Here is a 21,094-nt window from a genome sequence, read left to right as displayed (position 1 = left end):
CCGGGCGTCCCCCGGCTTGCCGTTCAGCATATCGGGGGATGCCCGGCCCGCCGCAGCACTTCGCCGGACTGGCTCCCCGCCCGGACGTCCCCCCAGGTCTGGCCGGGTGCGGACGGCTCTGGAAGAGTGACGGCAGCAACCGCAGGGCCGTGCAGACGAGGGGCTCCGATGACAAACTCACCCGGTGCGCCCGGGCCGGGGGACGACACGCCTACGCCGAGCCGGGGCTTCGCCAGTCCCGATCCCGGCGCGTCCGCCGCCACCCCGCCGCAGACCGGCGAAACGGACAACCCGTCCGGTGCCGGAACTTCGTCGTCCGCCGGCGAAAACGCCGCGTCGACCGGGACGAATCCGCCTGCCGGGACGAACCGGGCCGGGGCGGATCCTTCGGCTGCCAGCGAAAACCCGGCTGGTTCGGCGCCGCAGCCGGGCGGCGAAAGCCCGGCTGGCGCGACTTCGCCTTCAGCCAGCGAAAACTCCGCTGGTGCGACCTCGCGGCCGAGTGGCGAAAGCGCGGTCGGCGAGACTCCGGCCGGTGATAATCCGGCGACGTCGCAGCCGGGATGGGCGAGCCCCGCAGGCGCGGGCAGCGAGAGCTCGTCGGGAGTGCCTTCGTCCTCCGGTGCCGTTCCGCCGCCTCCGGCAGGCAGCGGTCAGTGGCAATCCCCGGGCCAGCAACCGATTCCGCCGTACCCCGGCACCCCCTACGGCCGCCCCGGCCAGGGCTGGAACCCGAACGGGCTGGGCAAACCGGGCGTGATCGCGTTGCGCCCGTTGAACGTCGGCGACATCCTCGACGGCGCGATCACCGCGATCCGCCGGTATCCGCTGCTGATCCTCGGGGTGTCCGCGGTCGTCGCGGTGGTCGCGGCGGGGCTGAACCTCGTCGCGTCGCTGTGGCTGGTGCCCGATTTCAACCGGGTTACCCAGCTCGGTCCGGCCGCGACGCAGCAACAGCAGCTCGACGCGCTGTACAGCCTGCTGGGCTCCACGCTCACCGCGCTGCTGCCGGTGCTCGTGATCTCCATGCTGGCGCAGACTTTCCTCACCGGATTCCTGACCGTGGTGATGGGCAAGGCGGTGCTCGGCCGCCCGGTCGACTTCGGTTCGGCGATGCGCGAAGCCGCGCCGCGGCTGCTGCCGCTGCTGGCGGTCACCATCCTGTACACGCTGGCCACGATCGTCGCCGCGGCGTTCTGCCTGATTCCCGCCGTGCTGCCGTATGTGTTCTGGTCGCTCGCCGGTCCGGCGCTGGTGCTGGAGCGCGGCACCATCGGGCAGGCGTTCACGCGTTCGCGCCAGCTTGTGTCGGGCATGTTCTGGCGGGTGTTCGGGATTCTGCTGCTGGCGGGCGTGATCAGCTGGCTGATCTCGGCGATCATCAGCGTTCCGTTCAGCCTCGGCTCGGGCGCGTTCAACGGCATCTTCGACCCGCAGGCGACCCTGCCGAAGGTCACGACCGGCAGCCTGGTGCTGCAGTCGGTCGGCAAGGTCATCGCGGAGACGATCGTCATGCCGTTCACCGCGCTGGTCACCGTGGTGCTCTACATCGACCAGCGGATGCGCCGCGAGGGCATGGACATCGAACTGGCGAGGGCGGCGGGCATCCAGCCGCCGCAACCGCCGCAGCAGGCGTGGTGATCGGCCTTCTCGCCGACGTCCCGGTCGACATCGACCGGGACCCCGCCCGGCTGCGGGCGATCCAGGAACTGACCGATCCGGGTTATGCCGCGGCGCAGCCGGGCCTTCTCGAACGCGTCTGGCAGTGGCTCGGACAGCGGATTTCCGAGCTGTTCGACGCGTTGTCCGGGGTTCCCGGCGGCCCGCTCGGCCTGCTGCTGGTGCTGGCGTTGGTGATCGTGCTGATCGTCGTCGTGCGGCTGCGGGTGGGCAAGGTCGGGCGGTCGGCCACAACGTCCGGCGAGGTGTTCAGCGGACGGCGGCGAACCGCGGACGAGTACCGGAAAGCCGCCGAGGAGGCCGCAGCTCGCGGCGATTTCGCCGACGCGGTGCGGGATCGGTTCCGCGCGCTCGTGCGGGCGATGGAAGAGCGCGCGCTGCTCGACGTCCGCTCCGGCCGGACCGCGGACGAAGCGGTCGCTGAGGCCGGGAGGTTCCTGCCGGATCTGGCCGTTGACCTCACCGCTGCCGCGCGGCAGTTCGACGACGTGCACTACGGCGGACGGCCGGGCACCGAAGCCGCCTACCGCACGTTGTCCGAATTGGACGAACGCGTCCAGCGCGCACGACCGGTTTTGGCGGACGCATGAGCACAGCTGTTTCGCCGGATCTGCGCCGAATCTGGCGTGGCGCCCGGGTTCCGTTGGCGCTGCTCCTGCTCATCGTGATCATCGCACTGGCGATTGTGCTCAGTCGCGGCGAACAGACCAGCGGCGAGTTCGACCCCGGTTCCTACGAACCGCGCGGCAGTCACGCACTAGCGCATTTGCTGGAGCAGGAAGGCGTTCAAATCCGCGCCGCGCATTCGCTCGCCGAAGCACGCGAGGCCGCCGACGGCGGAACCCTGCTGATCACCAACCCGCAGCTGGTGCCCGCGAACGGGTTGGCCGATCTGCGCCGCCGGGTCGCGCATCTCGTGCTCGTCGCGCCCGGATCGATGTCGTTGGGGATGGCCGCGCCGACTGTTTCCTCGGCGGGGACAGGAGAGGTCCGTACGCTGCAACCGGGTTGCACGGTCGGCGCGGCAGTCAGCGCGGGCTCGGTCACGCTTGGCGGACGCCATTACCGCACGGACGACAAGACGGCGCGGGCTTGCTACCGCGATGACGGCGACCCGACGTTCGTGCAATTGGCCGACCGGACCGGCACCGTGACCGTGCTCGGCTCGGCCGAGGCGTTCACCAACGACCAGATCGCCAAGGAAGGCAACGCGGCGTTCGGCATGCGGCTGCTGGGCGATCACCGGCAGCTGGTCTGGTACGTACCGTCCACAGAGGACCCCGCGCTGGACGGCGAAAAGAAGCCGTTCGTCGACCTGATCCCGCCCGGCTGGCGCTACGGCGCGCTGACCGCGGGAATCGCGATCGTCCTGTTCGCCCTGTGGCGGGCGCGACGGCTCGGGCCGGTGGTGCGGGAACCGCTGCCGGTGGTCGTGCGGTCGGCGGAAACGGCGGAGGGCCGAGCCCGGCTGTACCGGCGGGGCGGCGCGACCGGGCACGCGGCGGAAACCCTGCGCGAGGCGGCCAGGACACGGTTGCGGAAGAGACTGGGATTGCCGCGCGACGCCGGCCCGCCCGCGGTGGTGGAGACGGTGAGCGCGCGGACCGGCCGGGCGCCGAACGAGGTCGGGGCGGTGCTGTACGGCCCGCCGCCGTCCGACGAGGCGGCGCTGGTGCGGCTGGCGGACGAACTGGACGCGGTGGAACGAGAGGTGGAGCGTTCTTGAGTACCGAACAGATGCAGGACGCGCGGGCGGCCCTGATCGCGTTGCGCACCGAGGTCGGGAAGGCCGTGGTCGGCAACGACGCGGCCGTCACCGGGCTCATCCTCGCGCTGCTCTGCCGGGGGCACGTGCTGCTGGAAGGCGTGCCCGGCGTCGCGAAGACGCTGCTGGTGCGGGCGTTGGCGGCGTCGCTGGACCTGAAGACGACGCGCGTGCAGTTCACCCCGGACCTGATGCCGGGCGACGTCACCGGGTCCATTGTGTACGACGCGCACAGCGGCGAGTTCTCCTTCCGCGAGGGCCCGGTCTTCACGAATCTGCTGCTGGCCGACGAAATCAACCGGACGCCGCCGAAGACGCAGTCGTCGCTGCTGGAGGCGATGGAGGAGCGGCAGGTGTCGATCGACGGCGCCTCGCGGCCGCTGCCGGATCCGTTCGTCGTGGTAGCGACGCAGAACCCGGTTGAGTACGAGGGCACCTATCCGTTGCCCGAGGCGCAGCTCGACCGGTTCCTGCTGAAGCTGACCATGCCGGCTCCGTCGCGGGAGGACGAGATCGGCATTCTTTGGCGGCACGCACAGGGTTTCGACCCGCGCGACCTCGCCGCCGCGGGCGTCCGTCCGGTCGCCGGGGCGGCGGATCTCGCTGCCGCGCGGGAGGCGGTCGCGAAGGTGACCGTCGGCCCGGAAGTGATCGGCTACGTCGTCGACCTCTGCCGTGCGACCAGGGAACTCCCGGCGGTGCGCATCGGCGTTTCTCCTCGTGGCGCAACGGCTTTGCTCGCCGTGACGCGTGCGTGGGCGTGGCTGTCCGGCCGGGATTACGCGACCCCTGACGACGTCAAGGCGCTCGCCCGTCCCGCGCTCCGGCACCGTCTCGACGTGCGGCCCGAAGCCGAACTCGAAGGCGTGACCTCGGACGGCGTCCTCGACCGGGTGCTGGCCTCCGTGCCGGTGCCGCGCTAAATGGCAGTCACCGGGCGGCTCGGGCTGCTGGCGCTCCTGGGGGCGCTGGTGGTCGGGCTGCTGTTCCCGTCCGGAACCGGCGTCGCGGTCGTGGTCGCGGTGCTGCTGGTGCTGGTCGTCGTGGACCTGGTGCTGGCCGGGAGTGTGCGGGCGCTGCGATTTTCGCGCAGCGGCACCACTTCCGTCCGGCTGGGGGAGCCCGCCGAGGTCACGCTCACCGTCACGAATCCCGGCGGACGCACCGTTCGCGGCTCGCTGCGAGACGCCTGGCCGCCGAGCGCCGGTGCCGACGACCGGCACGCGCTGACGGTTCCGCCCGGCGAACGGCGTGCGTTGACGACCGCGCTGCTCCCGACCCGACGCGGCGACCGCATCGCGGCAAGGGTGACCGTGCGCGCGGTGGGCCCGCTGGGATTGGCCGCGCGGCAGGGTTCGCACGAGGTGCCGTGGACGGTTCGGGTGCTGCCGCCGTTCCACAGCCGCAAGCATCTGCCTTCGCGACTGGCCCGGCTGCAGCAGCTGGACGGTCGCAACGCGGTGCTGATCCGGGGCCAGGGCACGGAATTCGACTCCCTGCGCGAATACGTCATCGGCGACGACGTGCGGTCGATCGACTGGCGCGCGACGGCCCGCGCGTCCGACGTGATGGTGCGGACGTGGCGTCCGGAACGCGACCGGCAGGTCGTTTTGGTCCTGGACACCGGCCGCGTCTCAGCGGGCCGAGTCGGTGACGCACCCCGGCTGGACGCGGCGATGGACGCGGCGCTTTTGCTGGCCGCGCTCGCTTCCCGCGCGGGGGACCGGGTCGACCTGGTGGCTTACGACCGGCGAGTGCGGGCGTCGGTGCCGAACGCTGCGACGCCGTCTCTGGTGAACGCCTTGGCCACGATCGAACCGTCCCTGGTTGAGACGGACGCGCGGGGCATGGTGGCGGAGGTGCTGCGACGGACCCGTCGGCGGGCTTTGGTGGTGCTGTTGACCGGGTTGGAACCGGCTCCGTTGCAGGAGGGGCTGTTCCCGGTGCTGGGCTCGCTGACCGCTCGGCACGAGGTGCTGGTGGCTTCGGTGGCCGACCCGCGGGTCGCGGAGATGGCGGCCTCGCGGGGATCGGCGGAGGCGGTTTACGACGCTGCCGCGGCTGAGCGGGCATTGGCGGATCGGGAGTCTTCGGTGGCGTGGCTGACCCGGCACGGGGTCGGCGTAGTGGACGCGGTGCCGGAAGAACTGCCGCCCGCCCTCGCCGACCGCTACCTCGCCCTGAAGGCGGCGGGCCGGTTGTAGGTACGTGAGGGAAGCAGATTCCCTCACGTACTTCTAGCCAGCCTCGGGCAGGGCGTCTCCGGCGGCGCGCCGGTCGACATCGCCTGTTTCGCCGCCAAGCGCGGCTCGTCGGCCCAGCGTGAACACGTACGTCAGGAACAGCAGCTCCACCACCGCGCCGATGCCGATGCGCAGCCACGTCGGCCACCCCGACGGCGTCACGAACGCCTCGATCACGCCCGACACCAGCAGCACGCACGCGAGCCCCAGCGCCATCACCACCACTGACCGGCCCTGCTCGGCCAGCGCCGCGCTTCGGGACCGTCGGCCCGGATCCACGACTGTCCAGCCGAGTTTCAGCCCGGTTCCCGCCGCGATGAACACCGCCGTCAGTTCCAGCAGACCGTGCGGCAGGAGCAGGCCCAGCAGCACGTCGCCGCGGCCTGCCGAGGACATCAGGCCGATCGCGACCCCGGCGTTCAGCGAGTTCATCCACAGCGCGGCGATCACCGGCAGGCCGAGCGCGACGCCCAGGAACAGGCACGTCGCCGCGACCCAGGCGTTGTTCGTCCACACTTTCGCCGCGAACGACGCCGCTGGGCCGTTCGAGTAGTACGTCTCGTATTGGCCGCCCGGCGCGGTCATCGCCTTCACCTCGTCCGGCGACACCAGCGACGCGCGCACCTGCGGGTCGCCGGCGATCCAGACGCCCAGCACAGCCATCACCGCGACCGACAGCAGCGCGGCCGGGATCCACCAGCGGCGGCTCAGGTAGACCGCGGCCGGGAAGCGGTGGGTGAAGAAGAGCGCGACCTCGCGCCACGCCGGGCTGTGCGAACCGGCCACCGCCGAGCGGCCGCGCGCGACCAGCGCCGACAGCCTGGCCAGCAGGGCCGGGTCGGGTGCGGTCGAGCGGATCATCGACAGATGCGTCGCCGCGCGTTGGTACAGCGTGACCAGTTCGTCCGCCTCCAGGCCGGTCAGCCTGCTCCGTCCGGCGAGCTCGCCGAGCCGGTTCCATTCCGCGCTGTGCGCCGCGACGAACACGTCGACGTCCACCGGCCACCTCCTCTCCCGCCAGGATAGAGGCAGGCGCTCTACGCTGGCCTCGTGCAGGAAGAGTCCGATCTCGTCACCGGTGAGGCCGTCGTCCTCGACCTGCGGGTGGCGAAGCTCGCCAGCCGCGCGGTCGCGATGCTGCTGGACGTCCTCGTCCAGGCCGCGTTGCTGCTGCTCGTGCTCGTCGCGCTGATGCTGACCGCGGGGTCGTTCGACTCGGCGCTCACCATCGCGCTGATGCTGACCGCGTTCGTGCTGGTCGTGATCGGCTACCCGGTGCTGTTCGAAACGCTCAGCCGAGGCCGTTCGCTCGGCAAACTCGCGCTCGGCCTGCGCGTGGTGCGCCTCGACGGCGGTCCGATCAGCTTCCGGCACGCGCTGACCCGCGCGCTCGCCGGCTTCTTCGTCGACTTCTGGGCGCTCGGCTTCCTCGGCGCGGTGGCCGTCATCGTGTCGCTGACGTCGTCGAACGGCCGCCGCGTCGGCGACTACCTCGCGGGCACCCTGGTGATCCGCGAACGCGTGCCGCAGTCCGCGCAGGCGATTCTCGCGGTGCCGCCCGGTCTCGAAGCGTGGGCCGCGCACTTCGACCTCAGCGGCCTCACCGACGACCTCGCCATGGCCTCCCGCCAGTATCTCGGCCGCTACCACGAACTGCGCCCGGAAGCGGCCGCGTCGCTCGGCTTCAGCCTGGCGCAGCAGGTTTCCGCGGCGATCGGGGTGCCGCTGCCCTACGGGATGCCGCCGTGGGTCTTCCTCACCGCGGTGCTGGCCGAACGCCGCAATCGCGACCACGCCCGGATCGCGCCGACGCAGTACGGTCCGCCCGCCTACGCGCCGCCGCCCGTTCCGCCTCCGGCTCCGCCGAAGTCCGACAACCCCTTCACTCCGCCGAGCTGAGGACATGCTCGCCGACGACGTCACCGTCACCACCGCGCAGGACGGTCAGCTCACGGTCATCGAGCGCATCGTCACCGACGCCCCGGCCATTCACCGCATCGCCGAGCGAGTACCGGTCACCGACGACGAGGACCGGCTTTACTCGATCACCGAGCTGCACGTCTCGGGTGCCGCTTCCGCTGAGGGAACGACGGTCACTGTCACCGGGCCAGCGACCGTGAAGTACACAGTGGACGGTGCGGTCGCCGCCGGGCAGGTCCGGTTTCAGCTCACCGGGGGCTGGGACCGTGCGGTCGATCGGGTCACCGCCGCGTTCAGCGGACCGGAAGTGTCCACTGCGGATTGTTACGCCGGTCAGCCGGGATCGTCTCGGCAGTGCACGTTCTCCGAACTTCGGAGCGGGGGAGCGCATGCCGAACAGAACGGGCTGCGCAAAGGGGATCGGATCGATCTGGCGGTCCACACCGGACCGTTGCCGGAGAACGCCCGGTTTCTCCCGACCGGACCGTTGGCCGCCTTCGCACCGGGATTTCCTTCTGTCCTCAGTGGTCTTGCATTAGCGTTCTACCTGGTCATCGGTGCCGCTGTGCTGCGTCGCCGCACCAGGAGTGGTGAACTCGACCTCACCGGCACGGTTCTCGATCTCGTCGCCCGCAGGCATCTGCACATCGCTGACGGTCAGGTCAGCCATGGCGAAGCCGATCCGCTCACGCCGTTCGAACAAGCGGTCAAGACGGCAATCCCGCCGGGACCGCTCGCTGCCGCACGGCCGGATCAGACGGAACTGCGCGCCCTTCTCGACGCCGAAGCGCATCGCCATGGCTGGCTGTCCACGAAGCAACCGCACGTCCGCCGAGCCGGGCTCATCCTGGCCGCTGCGGGCATCGTGACGACCGTCGTCCTCGCCTTCACCGTCGGCGAGGCGCTGATCGGCGTCGCGCTCCTGATCGCTGGAATCGCCACCTCCCTGGCCGCTCCGCTGGTTCACCCCCGCCGTGGTCGCGCGTTGGGGCGTCCGACGGTGCGGGCCGAATCTCCGTTGGCGGCGGAGATCGACGCGATCCAGGCCATGGCCGAACGACGCTCGGCGGTGGCCGCGCAATGAAACTCGCCGCCCTGCTGTTGCTCCCATTCCTCTGCGCGACGCCCGCTGCGGCGCAGGACCAGCCGTCGTTGCCCGGTCTGCCGCAGAGCGTCGAAGTAGCCCTGAAAGTCCAGCGCGACGGCAGCCTTTCCGTCACCGAAGCAGTCTCGGTCCCGCGCGACACCTCGATGACCCGCACCATCCCGTTGCGCGCCAACGACCGCGTCCTCGGCATCCGCGACATCAGCATCGAAGGCGCGGGCAACGCCGAATCCGGCAACGACCAGGTGACCTTCTACCTGCGCGGCGGAACGTCCGTGCTCCGGTACACAGTGGACGGTGCGGTCGGCACGAGCCTCGGCGTCGAGCACGTGACCTGGGACGTCGCCGGCGGCTGGGACACCCGCCTCGAACTGGTCCGCGCGACCTTCGCCGCGCCCGCCATCCCGGACGCGCTCAGCTGCCTCGCCGGTCCGCCCGATTCGACGACCCGCTGCGGCGCCGCACAGATCGACCACTCCGGCCTCACTCGCGTCTCGGTGCCGAAACTCCAGCCCGGTTCCCGCGTACAGCTGACCGCCGAACTCCCCGGCGGCACAGTCGCGCCGACCGAGAAGCTCATCCCCGCCGGACCCTTCGCCGCGACCGCACCGGTGTGGTGGGCATGGCTGGCCTTCGCCGTCCTGGCGATCGCCGGTGCCGTCACCGTGTTCGTACGCCGCCGACGCGACCAACAGCCCGGCCACGCCACCGCCGTCAAACTCCTCGACAACGGCCGCTTCTCGTCGCCGGATGGCGTGCTCCCCGGACACGTAGGACCGCTTCTCACCGGACGCGTCAGCTCCGTCGACCTAGCCGCGACAGTGCTCGACCTATGCGTCCGTAACTACCTATGGGTCAGCGAAGTCGGCACGCGCAGTTGGGTCCTCGTACGCCGCAACCCGCCCGACGAACACCTCACTGCCTTCGAGCGCGCCGTGTACGCAGCCGCCGTTCCCGGCGAAGCCGCGACGCTCGCTGAAGTCCGCGAAGGAGGCGTACGCGAGCTAGTCGCCGACACGGTCCGTCGCGGCTGGCGCTACCCGAAGCGACTGTCGAAGATCGGCCCGCGGCTATGTGGGTACGGCGTCTTCCTCACTGTCCTGCTGGCCTTCACCGTCGGTTACGCACAACTTGGGTTGGTGCTCCTCGCCACCGGCATCGCGGTGACGGCAGCCGCACGTCTCTTGCCGGAGCGGACGAAGGCCGGCCTAGACCTCAGAGACCGCCTTCTCGGCCTTAACGCACAGCTTCGGACAATGGAAGCGCCAGACGACGAACTGCTCGCCTCTCGCGCGCTCCCGTACGCGTACGCGCTGGGCGAAGCAGACGCTTGGCTAGTTAACGTTTGTTCGCTGTCGGCGTACTGGTACGGCGGCTCCGGCGAGGACGCCGTGCCGTTGGCGCGGACCAGCGGATTCGTGGCCGCGCTGACCGCCGCGTTCGAGGGCGCGAGGCACCTCCGACCGGACGAGCCGAAGACGCCCGCGCCTGCGTAGGGTGGAGGCATGGCCGATCCCGAGCTCTTCCGTTTCACGATCGACAACGGTCTGCGCGTGGTGCTCGCTCCTGACCCGACCGCGCCGGTGGTCGGGGTCAGCGTGCACTACGACGTGGGCTTCCGTTCCGAGCCGGAGGGGTTGACCGGTTTCGCGCACCTCTTCGAGCACCTGATGTTCCAGGGCAGCGAAAGCCTGGAGAAACTGGCGCACTTCCGGCACGTGCAGTCCAGCGGCGGCACCTTCAACGGTTCCACGCACCCGGACTACACCGACTACTACGAGGTGCTGCCCGCCGCGGCGCTGGAACGCGCGCTGTTCCTCGAGGCCGACCGGATGCGCGCGCCGAAGCTGACCGCGGAGAACCTGGCGAACCAGATCGAGGTCGTCAAGGAGGAAATCCGGCTGAACGTGCGCAACCGGCCGTACGGCGGATTCCCGTGGATCCTGCTGCCGCCGGTGCTGTACTCCACCTTCGCCAACGCGCACGACGGCTACGGCGCCTTCGAAGACCTCGAGGGCGCGACGCTGGACGACTGCGCTGCCTTCTTCGACACCTTCTACTCGCCGGCCAACGCGGTGCTGACCGTCGCGGGCGATTTCGAGGTGGAAGAGGCCAAGGCGCTCGTCCAGAAGCACTTCGGCGACGTTCCGCACCGGCCGGCTCCGGTGCGTCCGTCGTTCTCCGAGCCGCTGCCCACCACGCAGCTGCTCGGCGAGCACACCGACCCGCACGCGCCGCTGCCCGCGCTGGCGGTGGGCTACCGGATGCCGGACCCGATCAACGACCTCGACGGCTACCTCGCGTACCTGGTGCTGGCGGGCGTGCTCACCGACGGTGACGGCTCGCGGCTGCAGCAGCGGCTGGTGCACGTCGAACCGCTGGTGGTCGACGTCGGCGCGGGGGCCGGGCTCTTCGGCCCGTTCGAGGCGCGCGACCCGGACACGTTCACCATCACCGCGATCCACCCGCCGGACGTGCCGCGCGAGCGCGTGCTGGCCGCGCTGGACGAGGAGCTGGAGAAGCTCGCGTCCACGCCGCCGGACGAACAGGAACTGAAGAAGGTCACCGCGCGCTGGGCGGCGAGCCTGCACGCGGAGCACGACCGGCTCGTGTCGCGCACGCTGGCGCTCGGCGCGTTCGAACTGCTCTACGGCGACGCGTCGCTGGTCTACCAGCTCGCCGACCGGTTGTCCGCGGTCTCCGGCGAGGCTGTGTCGGCGGCGGCGAAGGCGCTGCGCCCGGACGCGCGCGCCGTGCTCGTCGTGAAGCCCGCAAGCACCGAAGGGACGGAACAGTGACCTCGGCTGAACAGGTCAAAGCCGCACACCGCAGCGCCGAGGAGATCGGCCGCACCGCCGCCGGACCGCGTCCGCTGCCCGCACTGGGGCACCAGCGCGCCGCCGCGGATCTGTCCCATGTGGACACCACGCTGTCCAACGGGCTGCGCGTGCTCGCGGTGCGCAAGGCGAGCGTCCCGATGGTCGAACTGCGGCTGTGGATCCCGTTCGCGGGCGAGGACCGGATGCACGCGGCCACCGCGGAAGTGCTCGCGGAAACCGTGCTCACCGGCACCGCGCGGCGCGACCGGGTGGAAATCGACGCCGAGGTCGCGCTGATCGGCGGCGACCTCAACGCGGGCGTGGACCCGGAGCGGCTGTACTTCGGCGGCACCGCGCTGTCCGACGGCCTGCCGACGCTGCTGGACGTGCTCGGCGACGTGCTCACCGGCGCGACGTACGGCGACGCAGAGGTCGCGCGCGAGCGGGAGCGGCTGATCGAGCGCATCGCGGTCTCGCGGACGCAACCGCGCACCATCGCGCGCGAAGCACTGCAGAAGCACCGGTACGGCGACCACCCGGCCACCCGCGAGGTTCCGCAGGCCGAGGACGTGGCCGAGGTGACTGCCGAGCAGGTACGCGCGCTGCACACCGCTTCGGTGCTTCCGCGCGGTGCGGTGCTCGTGCTGGTCGGAGACCTTGACCCGCAAGAGGTTCCGGCCGAACTGGAGCGGGCGCTCGGCGGCTGGAAGTCGGACCGTTCGGCTGTCGTGCTGCCGCCGTTGCCCGCGCTGACCGGCGGCAACGTCCTGCTGGTGCCGCGTGCCGGCGCGGTGCAGTCGCAGATCCGGCTGTCCGCGCAGACGGTGCCGCGCGTCGACCCGCGCTACCCGGCGCTGCAGCTGGCGAACCTGGCGTTCGGCGGGTACTTCTCCTCGCGGCTGGTGGAAAACATCCGCGAGGACAAGGGATACACCTACGGCGCGCACTCGGGCTTCGAGTTCACCGGCGACACCGCAGTGGTCAATGTGGACGCGGACACCGCCAACGAGGTCACCGCGGCGGCGTACCTGGAAACCCGCTACGAGCTGTTCCGGCTCGGCACCGTGCCGCCGACCGCCGAAGAGGTCGAATCGGTGCGGCAGTACGCGATGGGCTCGCTCGTCACCGGCACGTCCTCGCAGGGCGGGCTCGCCGGACAGCTGATGGCACTGGCGTCGAACGGTCTCGGCATCGAATGGCTGCAAAGCCACCCGGAGCGGCTCGCGGCGGTCACCGCGGACCAGGTCGCCGAAGCCGCGGCGGAATTCTTCGCGCCGGGCCGGTTCACCGGCGTCGTGGTCGGCGACGCGGACCTGCTCGCGCCGAAGCTGGCCGCGCTCGGAGTTTCCACCAGCGAGAAGGACCGATGAGCGTTCCGTTCGAACTAGGGGCACTGCCGACGCTGTCGCGTTCCACAGTGGACCGTCAGGAAACCTTGCGCACCAACCCCGAGCGGCTCGCCGCGAAGTGGTCGGAAGCCCGCGTGGTGCTGCTCGACGACACCGGCCGCACGCCGGTCGTCGAGGGCAGCTGTTCGCTGGCCACCCGCAAGGCGATGGACTTCGGCACCGAACCGCCCGCCGACGCGGTGTTCCTCGGCGAGTGGGAGGACGTCGATTACTGGTCGCTGCCCGGCAGCATCGAAGGCGACGTCGACAGCGTGCGGCTGGCGGGCAGTTGGGGCGTCATCGAAGAGGTCCCGCGCGCCAACGGCGAGCTGTGGGTCGAGTTGCGCGGTTACGGCGAGCGGCTGGACGACACGTCGGCCGGGCTGTTCACCACCGCGCAGGCACTGCGGCACTGGCGGCGGCAGTCGCGCTTCTGCACCCGCGACGGCTCGCCGACGCAGCTGATCCAGTTCGGCTGGGCCAGCCGCTGCGAAGCCAAGGGACACGAGGAATACCCGCGCACCGACCCGGCGGTGATCTGCCTGGTGCACGACCTCGACGGCGTCAACGGTTCGCACGTGCTGCTCGCGCGGCAGCCGATGTGGCCGCCGGACCGGTATTCGGTGCTCGCCGGATTCGTGGAGGCGGGGGAGTCCCTGGAGGGCTGCGTCGTCCGCGAAATCCGCGAGGAGGCCGGGATCGAGGTCGGCGACGTGCGGTATCTCGGCAGCCAGCCGTGGCCGTTCCCGCGCTCGATCATGCTGGGCTTCACCGCGCGCGCGGACCGCAACGCGCCGCTCGTCCCGGCCGAGGGCGAGATCGAGGAGGCGCTGTGGGTGTCCAGGGAGGACGTCCGGGCTGCGTTCCGGAATGCCGGGAGCGGGGTGCCGACGCCGATCGCTGGCGGTGCGTCGAACCTGCTGCTGCCGGGGAACTCGTCGATCGCCCGGGTAATGCTGAAGGCATGGGCGGAAGCTGAGGAATGACGGTCAGGCGAGGGCCCGCGTCCGGCGACGCGGGCCCTCGCCTGTTCTCGGAAAGCAGGCAGCTGCCGTCGGTTCGTGCCGCGCAGCTTGATTCTCTCTTGCCCGACCGCGTAGCTGGCTCCGTCTGAGCCACCGCGGTCCGCGCTCGTTCGGTCCCGGAAATCCCGGACCACGCCGCTCCGCTGGTCTGGACCGCGTACGGTCCGCGCTCGCCCGGTCACCCTGTGCCGGTCGCCGGCATCCCGCGGTATCAAGCCGTTACCCCGCTGTTTCCCGAGCCCATTGACGCCGTGTGGCCGCGCTCACTACAGTCCCGGAAAACCGTCTGTAAAGTTTCCTAATAAAGGAGCAGCCAGGTGCGAGCCGGCAGTCCGCGAACGTTGCGCGAGATGAACGACCGCGCGGCGATCGAGGCGTTGCTGCGGAACGGGCCGATGACCCGGGGCGAGCTCGAGGCCGCCATCGGACTGTCCAAACCCGCCACCGCGCAGCTGCTCACCCGGCTTGAGCAGGACAATCTCGTCGGCAAAGCCGGGGAACGGGCCGGTGGCGGACGCGGACCGCGCGCGCAGCTGTGGGCGGTCAACGGCGCGCTCGCGCACGTCGCGGCCGTCGACCTCACCCCGCGCGTCGCGGACTTCGTGGTCGCTGACGTCGCCGGGGCCGTGCTCGCCGAGTACCGCGTGCAGCTTCCGGTGGCCGAGGACGCGGACGTCGTCGGCTCGTTCGGGCAGGCGCTGCGCCGGGTCACCAAGGCCGCGGGCATGCAACTCGACGATCTGGCCAATGTGGTCATCGGTGCGCAGGGCGCGTTCGATCCGCGCACCGGTTTGCTGTCCTCTGCCCCGCACATCCCGGGCTGGCTCGGGTTCGACGTGCCGAAGCGGCTGAGCGACGAACTCGGCGTGACGGTCAAGATCGAGAACGACGTGAACCTTGTCGCGGTTGAGGAAATGACCGTCGGCAACGCACAGGACGTCGACGACTTCGTGCTGGTGTGGCTGTCCGAAGGCGTCGGCGGCGCGGTCGTCATCGGACGGCGGCTGCTGCGCGGCGCGACCGGTGGCGGCGGCGAGATCGACTGGATGCGCGTCCCCGATCCGGCCACTGTGGACACTGGCGACAGCTGGCCCTCCGCCGGCGCCCGGTACGGAAACCTGGTCGACTCGTCGGCGATCGTCCGGCTCGCCAAGGCACACGGCATCTCCGCGGACACCGGATGGGACGCCGTCACGCAGGCGCGACGTACCGCACACCAAGGGTTTCTGGACGATCTCGCGCGGCGCGTCGCCAGCGGGGTCGCCAGCCTCGTCGCGGTCGCCGACCCGCAGCTCATCCTGCTGTGCGGCGAGACCAGCCGCGCCGGCGGAGACGAGTTCGCCGAGATCGTCGCGGAAAAACTGCACGAACTGGTCCTGCCGCGCACGCCGGTCGGCGTCGCTTCTGTGCAGGGCAACGCCGTGCGCGCCGGTGCGTTGCAGTCCGCGCTCGCCACCGCCCGTGAGGACGTCTTCGGCGTCGTCACCCCCACGCTCCTCGGGCCGCGTCGGTCCGCCGGAGAGCAAGCCCCGTCCCCGACCGAGTAGACCCACCCGAAGGACAGGAGGGTTCATGTCCGCTCCCACCCGCACCCGGAGAATCGCGCGCAAGCGCGGATCTCTGCTGCTCAGCGCCGTCGCGGCGAGCACGCTGCTGGCGACCGCCGCGTGCGGTGCCGCCGCGCCCGCTGGAGGCGGTGACGCCGCGGCCCCGCCGAACAAGGACGACAAGCTCATCATCACCGTCTACAGCAAGTTCACCGACCGCGAGTACGGCGTGGTCACGAAGGCGCTGGACAAGCTCAAGGCGAAGTTCCCCAACATCACCATCAAGCACGAGGGGAACCAGGACGACGACAAGCTCACCCAGTCGATCCGCGGCGGCAACCCGCCGGACGTGGCGATCTCGTTCTACACCGACAACCTCGGCGCGTGGTGCTCGACCGGCAGCTTCCAGGACCTGAAGCCCTACATCGAGCGCGACAAGATCGATCTCGAGCAGATCCCGCAGGCGGTCCGCGATTACACGTCCTACCAGGGCAAGCGGTGCGCGATGCCGATGCTCGCCGACGTGTACGGGTTCTTCTACAACAAGGCGCAGTTCGCGGCCAAGGGCATCGCCGGTCCGCCGAAGAACACCACGGAACTGTTCGAGGACGTCAAGAAGCTCACCGAGTTCAACCCGGACGGTTCGATCAAGACCGCGGGCTTCCTGCCGTCGATGCCGTTCTACGCCAACCAGGCGCAGTACTGGGCGCCGAACTTCGGGGCCAAGTTCATGGGCCCGGACGGGAAATCGTCGCTCGCCTCCAGCCCTGGCTGGAAGGAGATGTTCCAGTTCCAGAAGAAGCTCATCGACTTCTACGGCGGGCACGAGAAGGTCGAGAAGTTCAAGGCCGGCCTCGGTGACGAGTACTCGAAGGACAACGGTTTCCAGACCGGCAAGTTGTCGATGATCTACGACGGCGAGTTCCGCACCGCGTTCATCAAGGACCAGGTGCCCTCGCTCGACTACGGCACCGCTCCGGCTCCGGTGCTCGACAGCCTGGCGAGCCAGTACGGCGGCGGGTTCGGCACCGGCACGATCATCGCGATCCCGAAGGGTGCGAAGAACCCCGGTGCGGCGTGGGAGCTGATCAAGCAGGCCTCGCTCGACACCGACACCCTCGTCGAGATGGCCAACGGCCTGAACAACGTGCCGAGCACCAAGGATTCGCTGAACTCGCCGAATCTGAAGATGCCGCCGCAGTTCAAGACCTTCACCGACATCTACAACAGCGGCAAGCTGGTCGCCAACCCGACCACGCCGATCGGCGACGCGTTCCTCAAGGCGGTCAACGACTTCGCCGAGAAGTGGCAGGCCGGGTCCGTTCCTGATCTGGACGCGGGCCTCAAGAAGGTCGACGCGCAGATCAACGACGAACTGGCGCAGAAGGGCGCCGGCGGATGACCACGCTGACCGCGGCGGAATCCGGAACCTCCTCCGCGCCGAACCAGGCGCGGAGGGGGTCTCCCCGGGCCAAGCGCCGGCGCACGGTGTTCTGGTTCATGGCGCCGGCGACCCTCGGGTTCCTCATCTTCTTCGCCTACCCGCTCGGCGCGACGCTGTTCTACTCCTTCACCCGCTACGACCTGATCAACCCTCCACAGTGGATCGGGTTCGACAACTACGTGCGCATGTTCACCAGCGAACCGCTGGTGAAAACCGCCGCGTACAACACGTTGTGGCTGGTGATCATCCTGACCGTCTGCCGGGTGCTGTTCTCGCTCGGCGTGGCGTCGGTGATTTCGCGGCTGAAGTCGGGCGTCGGCCTCGTCCGCACGCTCTGCTACCTGCCCGCGCTCGCCCCGCCCGCGGCCGCGACGCTCGCGTTCGTCTTCGTGTTCAACCCGGAGTTCGGTCCGGTGAACCGATTCCTGCGGCTCGTCGGCATCGACGGCGGATTGTGGTTCAACAGCCCGGAAATGTCGAAGCCCGCGCTGACCCTGCTCGCGCTGTGGGGTTCGGGCGAGCTGATGATCATCATCCTGGCCGCGTTGCTGGACGTTCCGGCCGAGCAGTACGAGGCCGCGGAACTGGACGGGGCCGGTCCGGTGCGCCGGTTCTGGCACGTGACGCTGCCGTCGATCTCGCCGGTGCTGCTGTTCGGCGTGGTCAATTCGATGATCTACGCACTGCAGTTTTTCACCCAAGCGATCGTCGCCGCGTCCGCTTCCGCGGGTACCGCGGACGTAGCGGGGAACTCGAAACTGATCGGTGCGCCGGAGAACTCGACGCTGACGTACCCGATCTGGTTGTACGTCCAGGGTTTCCGGTACTTCAACATGGGTTACGCGGCCGCGATGGCGGTGCTGCTGTTCCTGGTTTCCGCCGGGTTCACGTGGCTTTTGGTGAGGCAGATGCGCAAGAACCAGCATCAGGAGGAGGGGGCATGAATATACCCTTGCGGCAGCCTGTTCACGGCCCCGACCGGGTGCGAGCGCCCCGCATGAGCGGAGTGGGCGCATGACCACGATTTCGGCCCCCGCGCCCCCGGCTCCTCCGGTGCATCCGCGGGAGAAGTTCAAGCGGCGCTGGGACAAGAAACTGTCCTTTGTGGCCACGCACGCGGTCGGCATCGCGCTCGGCGTGATCTTCATGCTGCCGTTGCTGTTCGTTTTCCTCACCTCGGTGATGAAGAGCGACCAGGCGATGACGTCCAGTCTGTGGCCGACCGAATGGCATTTCGAGAACTTCATCGAGGTGTTCAAGAAGGCCCCGCTGCTGGAGTATTTCGGCAACAGCCTGCTGTACTCGGCGCTGGCGACGGTCGGGGCACTGGTCTCGGCGATCCCGGCGGCGTACGGCTTGGCGAAACTGCGGTGGCGCGGGCAAAACCTGTGCTTCATGCTCGTCGTCGTCGCGATGATGCTGCCGCCCCAGGTCACTGTCGTTCCGCTGTACGACCTGTGGGTGCGGCTCGGGTTCACCGGCACGCTGGTGCCGCTCATCGTGCCGTACTTCTTCTTCGACGCCTTCTCGATCTTCCTGCTGCGGCAGTTCTTCCTGACCATTCCGAAGGACTACCTCGAAGCGGCGAAGATCGACGGCTGCAACGAGTTCCGGGTGCTCACGCGGGTGCTGATCCCGATGGCGAAGCCGGGGATCGCGGCCACCGCGATGTTCTGCTTCCTGTTCACCTGGAACGACTATTTCGGCCCGCTGCTCTACACGGGCGAGAACAAAGACAACTGGCCGCTTTCACTGGCGATCGCGTCCTTCCGAGGCATGCACCACGTCGAATGGAACCTCACGATGGCCGCCACCGCGCTGATCATGCTGCCGGTGATCGTGCTGTTCGTGTTCGCGCAGAAGTCGTTCGTCAAGGGCATCACGTTCACGGGAGTCAAGGGATGAAACTGGCAGTGGTCGGCGGTGGGTCCACCTACACGCCGGAGCTGATCGACGGCATCGCCGGGCGGCGGGCCTCGCTCGACGTTGACGAGATCGTGCTGATCGACCCGGACGCCTACCGGGTCGAAGCGGTCGGCGATTTCAGCCAGCGGCTGCTGAACCACGCGGGGCATTCGGCCCGCGTGCGCACCACGGCGAACCTGGAGGAAGGCGTCGACGGCGCGTCGGCGGTCCTCATCCAGTTGCGCGTCGGCGGCCAGAAGGCACGCGCGTCGGACGAGACGTTCCCGCACCTGTGCGGTTGCGTCGGCCAGGAAACGACCGGTGCGGGCGGTTTGGCGAAGGCGCTGCGCACGGTGCCGGTGGTGCTCGACATCGCCGAGCGCGTGCGCAAGGTCGCCGGTGACGACACCTGGATCGTCAACTTCACCAACCCGGTCGGCATCGTCACTCGCGCGCTGCTGCAGGAAGGCCACCGTGCGGTCGGCCTGTGCAATGTCGCGATCAACCTGCAGCGCAAGTTCGCGAAGCTGCTCGGCGCTTCGACCGGCGACGTCAAGCTGGTCCACACTGGACTGAATCACCTGAGCTGGGAGCGCGGCGTACTGGTCGACGGCGTCGATCGGCTGCCGGAACTCCTTGCCCAGCACGCGGAATACCTCGGCGAAGAGGTCAGCGTGCCGGTCGAGTGGATGCAGCGGATGCAGGCCGTGCCGTCGTACTACCTCAAGTACTACTACTCGCACGACGCGCAGGTGGCGAAGCAGCAGACCGAACGCCCGCGCGCCGAGGTGGTCAGCGACGTCGAGGAAGAACTGCTGAAGATCTACCTCGACCCGGAGCAGGTCACGAAGCCGGAGTCGTTGGAGAAGCGCGGCGGCGCTTACTACTCGGAGGCGGCGGTGCAACTCGTGCACGCGCTCACTTCCGGTGGCGCGGCCGAGGAACACGTGGTGAACGTCCGCAACAACGGCACGTTCGATTTCCTGCCGGACGACGCGGTGATCGAGGTCTCGTCCACTGTGGATTCCGCGGGCGCGACCCCGATTCCGCAGTCCCCGGTCGACCCGCGGTTCGCCGGGCTGATCGCCGGGGTCACGGCGTACGAGTACCTGGCGCTGGACGCCGCGATCAAGGGCGGCCGGGACCGAGTCGCCGACGCGCTGCTCGCGCACCCGCTGGTCGGCCAGTACGCCAAGGCGGACCAGCTCGCGGACGAACTGGTCGCACGCAACCGGGATTTCCTGCCCTGGGCGCGGGCATGAGCGACACCGTCGTCGCGATCGACGGGGGAAACAGCAAGACCGAGGTGCTGGTGGTTTCGCGGGACGGCGTCGTGCTCGGCGCTTCCCGCGGCCCCGGCGTTTCTCCCCAGCGGGTCGGAGTCGACGGATGCGTTGCCGCACTGGAAGAATTCGTCCGGGAGGCCCTCCGCTCCGGTGGCTTGCCCGCTGATCCGCCGTTCGCCGCGCACACGTCGGCCTACCTGGCCGGTCTCGACTTCCCCCGGGAAGAAGAGGCGCTGCACGAGGCTTTGTCGGCGCGCGGCTGGAGTTCCACTTTGGACGTCGGCAACGACGTGCTGGCGCTGCTGCGGGCCGGAAGTTCCGACGGCACCGGGGTAGCGGTGGTGTGCGGCGCGGGCATCAACGGCGCCGGCTTCGCCCCGGACGGCCGGTCGTACCGTTTTCCCGCGCTGGGCAAGGTGTCCGGCGACTGGGGCGGCGGGTACCGGCTGGGCGAGGAAGCTTTGTGGTGGGCCGTGCGCGCCGAGGACGGTCGTGGACCGCGGACTGCGTTGGAATCGGCGGTCGCGGAGTACTTCGGTGCTGCGACACTGCTTGATGTGGTGCAGGGCCTGCACTTCGAGGAGATCGACGCCGCGAAGATCCACGGCCTGTGTCCGCTGCTGTTCGAGGTGGCCGCGGCTGGCGACGAGGTCGCTCAGGACGTGGTGACGCGGTTCGCCGAGGAAGTGAGCCTGCTGGTGGCCGCGATCTTGCGCCGCCTGGACCTCACGACGTCCGCTCCCGAGGTGATCCTCGGCGGCGGTGTGCTGACTGGAGTCGGCGCGTCGGTGATCGCGGACATCGAACGCCGCTGCCTGAAGGTGGCGCCGCGGGCGCAGGTGCGCGTGGTGGAGGTGAACCCGGTGGTCGGAGCCGCACTGTTCGGTTTGGACGAGATCGGGGCTTCTGACGCCGCGAAGGCAGCTTTGAAGGCTGCGACGCAACGCGCGTGAAAATGGGGTGGCTG

At 69.6% G+C, this 21,094-nt stretch carries 18 protein-coding genes; 17 read left to right on the top strand and 1 reads right to left on the bottom strand.

Annotated features, from left to right (window positions below):
* The first annotated feature begins 168 nt into the window (after positions 1–168).
* The 5 genes from H4281_RS46020 to H4281_RS41670 are packed head-to-tail and all read left to right on the top strand — an operon-like array spanning position 169 to position 5,649.
* Positions 169–1,641, top strand: a complete 1,473-nt coding sequence (locus H4281_RS46020) for a hypothetical protein (RefSeq protein WP_182896366.1) — start codon at positions 169–171, stop codon at positions 1,639–1,641.
* Complete coding sequence (locus H4281_RS41685) at positions 1,635–2,270, top strand: DUF4129 domain-containing protein (protein ID WP_182896365.1); 636 nt, start codon at positions 1,635–1,637, stop codon at positions 2,268–2,270. The genes H4281_RS46020 and H4281_RS41685 overlap by 7 nt, the downstream gene beginning before the upstream one ends.
* Positions 2,267–3,406, top strand: a complete 1,140-nt coding sequence (locus H4281_RS41680) for a DUF4350 domain-containing protein (protein ID WP_182896364.1) — start codon at positions 2,267–2,269, stop codon at positions 3,404–3,406. The genes H4281_RS41685 and H4281_RS41680 overlap by 4 nt, the downstream gene beginning before the upstream one ends.
* Before the next feature lie 11 nt (positions 3,407–3,417).
* On the top strand, positions 3,418–4,368 hold the full coding sequence (locus H4281_RS41675; protein ID WP_182896387.1) for an AAA family ATPase: 951 nt from the start codon (positions 3,418–3,420) through the stop codon (positions 4,366–4,368).
* A complete protein-coding gene (locus H4281_RS41670) occupies positions 4,369–5,649 on the top strand; it encodes a DUF58 domain-containing protein (RefSeq protein WP_182896363.1) in 1,281 nt (426 codons plus the stop codon).
* Positions 5,650–5,682: 33 nt separating this feature from the next.
* Here H4281_RS41670 and H4281_RS41665 read toward each other — a convergent pair whose 3' ends face one another.
* Positions 5,683–6,687 (bottom strand): stage II sporulation protein M, encoded by a 1,005-nt coding sequence (locus tag H4281_RS41665; RefSeq protein ID WP_182896362.1) that lies wholly within the window; start codon positions 6,685–6,687, stop codon positions 5,683–5,685.
* 51 nt (positions 6,688–6,738) lie between these two features.
* Here H4281_RS41665 and H4281_RS41660 point away from each other — a divergent pair, with 51 nt between their 5' ends.
* The 12 genes from H4281_RS41660 to H4281_RS41605 all read left to right on the top strand — a co-directional run bounded on the left by H4281_RS41660 (position 6,739) and on the right by H4281_RS41605 (position 21,080).
* Complete coding sequence (locus tag H4281_RS41660) at positions 6,739–7,587, top strand: RDD family protein (protein ID WP_182896361.1); 849 nt, start codon at positions 6,739–6,741, stop codon at positions 7,585–7,587.
* A gap of 4 nt (positions 7,588–7,591) precedes the next feature.
* Positions 7,592–8,692, top strand: a complete 1,101-nt coding sequence (locus H4281_RS41655) for a DUF2207 domain-containing protein (RefSeq protein ID WP_182896360.1) — start codon at positions 7,592–7,594, stop codon at positions 8,690–8,692.
* Positions 8,689–10,209, top strand: coding sequence for a DUF2207 family protein (locus H4281_RS41650; protein WP_182896359.1), 1,521 nt, complete (start codon positions 8,689–8,691; stop codon positions 10,207–10,209). Before H4281_RS41655 ends, H4281_RS41650 begins: the two co-directional genes overlap by 4 nt.
* 9 nt (positions 10,210–10,218) lie before the next feature.
* Positions 10,219–11,511 (top strand): M16 family metallopeptidase, encoded by a 1,293-nt coding sequence (locus tag H4281_RS41645; protein WP_182896358.1) that lies wholly within the window; start codon positions 10,219–10,221, stop codon positions 11,509–11,511.
* A complete protein-coding gene (locus H4281_RS41640; protein ID WP_182896357.1) occupies positions 11,508–12,902 on the top strand; it encodes a M16 family metallopeptidase in 1,395 nt (464 codons plus the stop codon). Before H4281_RS41645 ends, H4281_RS41640 begins: the two co-directional genes overlap by 4 nt.
* On the top strand, positions 12,899–13,906 hold the full coding sequence (gene nudC, locus H4281_RS41635) for an NAD(+) diphosphatase (RefSeq protein ID WP_182896356.1): 1,008 nt from the start codon (positions 12,899–12,901) through the stop codon (positions 13,904–13,906). Before H4281_RS41640 ends, nudC begins: the two co-directional genes overlap by 4 nt.
* Positions 13,907–14,262: 356 nt before the next feature.
* Positions 14,263–15,492 carry an ROK family transcriptional regulator gene (locus H4281_RS41630; RefSeq protein WP_376772025.1) on the top strand — a complete coding sequence of 410 codons (1,230 nt, stop codon included), beginning with the start codon at positions 14,263–14,265 and terminating at the stop codon, positions 15,490–15,492.
* Positions 15,493–15,517: 25 nt separating this feature from the next.
* On the top strand, positions 15,518–16,894 hold the full coding sequence (locus tag H4281_RS41625) for an extracellular solute-binding protein (RefSeq protein ID WP_182896355.1): 1,377 nt from the start codon (positions 15,518–15,520) through the stop codon (positions 16,892–16,894).
* Entirely contained in the window at positions 16,891–17,880 is a 990-nt protein-coding gene (locus H4281_RS41620) for a carbohydrate ABC transporter permease (RefSeq protein WP_182896354.1), read from the top strand. The genes H4281_RS41625 and H4281_RS41620 overlap by 4 nt, the downstream gene beginning before the upstream one ends.
* Positions 17,881–17,950: 70 nt before the next feature.
* Positions 17,951–18,841 (top strand): carbohydrate ABC transporter permease, encoded by an 891-nt coding sequence (locus H4281_RS41615; protein ID WP_182896353.1) that lies wholly within the window; start codon positions 17,951–17,953, stop codon positions 18,839–18,841.
* The gene (locus H4281_RS41610) at positions 18,838–20,103 is read left to right on the top strand and encodes a 6-phospho-beta-glucosidase (RefSeq protein ID WP_182896352.1); all 1,266 of its coding nucleotides are present in this window, start codon (positions 18,838–18,840) and stop codon (positions 20,101–20,103) included. The genes H4281_RS41615 and H4281_RS41610 overlap by 4 nt, the downstream gene beginning before the upstream one ends.
* A complete protein-coding gene (locus H4281_RS41605) occupies positions 20,100–21,080 on the top strand; it encodes an N-acetylglucosamine kinase (RefSeq protein ID WP_182896351.1) in 981 nt (326 codons plus the stop codon). The genes H4281_RS41610 and H4281_RS41605 overlap by 4 nt, the downstream gene beginning before the upstream one ends.
* The last annotated feature ends 14 nt before the right edge of the window (positions 21,081–21,094 follow it).

Source organism: Amycolatopsis dendrobii (genome assembly GCF_014145675.1).
Taxonomy (GTDB): Bacteria; Actinomycetota; Actinomycetes; order Mycobacteriales; family Pseudonocardiaceae; genus Amycolatopsis; species Amycolatopsis dendrobii.
The sequence above is the reverse complement of the archived record's forward strand: the minus strand, read 5'-3'. Positions and strand labels throughout refer to the sequence as shown.